The sequence below is a fragment of the Duganella fentianensis genome, from assembly GCF_009857835.1.
GTDB lineage: Bacteria > Pseudomonadota > Gammaproteobacteria > Burkholderiales > Burkholderiaceae_D > Rugamonas > Rugamonas fentianensis.
This window is the reverse complement of sequence record NZ_WWCL01000017.1, coordinates 1273-2921: the sequence shown is the minus strand read 5'-3', so window position 1 is coordinate 2921 and position 1649 is coordinate 1273. Positions and strand designations below refer to the sequence as shown.

Below are 1649 nucleotides of genomic sequence, written 5' to 3'. Positions count from 1 at the left end.
CCTATCAACGTCCTGGTCTCGAACGACCCTTCAAAGAGCTCAAGGCTCTGGGAAATCTCATCTTAAGGCAAGTTTCCCGCTTAGATGCTTTCAGCGGTTATCTCTTCCAGACTTAGCTACCCGGCAATGCCACTGGCGTGACAACCGGTACACCAGAGGTCTGTCCACTCCGGTCCTCTCGTACTAGGAGCAGCCCCCTTCAAATTTCCAACGCCCACGGCAGATAGGGACCAAACTGTCTCACGACGTTTTAAACCCAGCTCACGTACCACTTTAAATGGCGAACAGCCATACCCTTGGGACCGGCTACAGCCCCAGGATGTGATGAGCCGACATCGAGGTGCCAAACTCCCCCGTCGATATGAACTCTTGGGAGGAATCAGCCTGTTATCCCCAGAGTACCTTTTATCCGTTGAGCGATGGCCCTTCCATACAGAACCACCGGATCACTATGTCCTACTTTCGTACCTGCTCGACTTGTCAGTCTCGCAGTTAAGCACGCTTATGCCATTGCACTATTAGCACGATGTCCGACCGTACCTAGCGTACCTTCGAACTCCTCCGTTACACTTTAGGAGGAGACCGCCCCAGTCAAACTGCCTACCATGCACTGTCCCCGACCCGGATAACGGGCCAAGGTTAGAACCTCAAATGAACCAGGGTGGTATTTCAAGGATGGCTCCACGAGAACTGGCGTCCCCGCTTCAAAGCCTCCCACCTATCCTACACAGATTGATTCAAAGTCCAATGCAAAGCTACAGTAAAGGTTCATGGGGTCTTTCCGTCTAGCCGCGGGTAGATTGCATCATCACAAACACTTCAACTTCGCTGAGTCTCGGGAGGAGACAGTGTGGCCATCGTTACGCCATTCGTGCAGGTCGGAACTTACCCGACAAGGAATTTCGCTACCTTAGGACCGTTATAGTTACGGCCGCCGTTTACTGGGACTTCAATCAAGAGCTTGCACCCCATCATTTAATCTTCCAGCACCGGGCAGGCGTCACACCCTATACGTCCACTTTCGTGTTTGCAGAGTGCTGTGTTTTTATTAAACAGTCGCAGCCACCAGTTTATTGCAACCCGTTCGCCCTACTGAAGTAAATCAGCCAAGCTACAAGGGCGTACCTTTTCCCGAAGTTACGGTACCAATTTGCCGAGTTCCTTCTCCCGAGTTCTCTCAAGCGCCTTAGAATACTCATCTCGCCCACCTGTGTCGGTTTGCGGTACGGTCTCGTATGACTGAAGCTTAGAGGCTTTTCTTGGAACCACTTCCGATTGCTTCGTGAACAAGTTCACTCGTCCCAATCCCTTGAATTACGTGCCCGGATTTGCCTAAGCACCTTCTATGAATCAGAAACTGACTATTCCAACAGTCAGACAACCTTCCGCGATCCGTCCCCCCATCGCATCATACGACGGTGCAGGAATATTAACCTGCTTCCCATCAGCTACGCATCTCTGCCTCGCCTTAGGGGCCGACTCACCCTGCTCCGATGAACGTTGAACAGGAAACCTTGGGCTTACGGCGTGGGGGCTTTTCACCCCCATTATCGCTACTCATGTCAGCATTCGCACTTCTGATACCTCCAGCAGCCTTTACAAGCCACCTTCGCAGGCTTACAGAACGCTCTCCTACCATATCCTTGCGG

Annotated in this window: 1 rRNA gene (running past one end of the window); it reads right to left on the bottom strand. The window is 52.1% G+C overall.

Annotated elements, in window-relative coordinates:
* Nucleotides 1-1649 (bottom strand): 23S ribosomal RNA (locus GTP23_RS22350) (its annotated part continues 1258 nt past the right edge of the window); the annotation flags it as partial.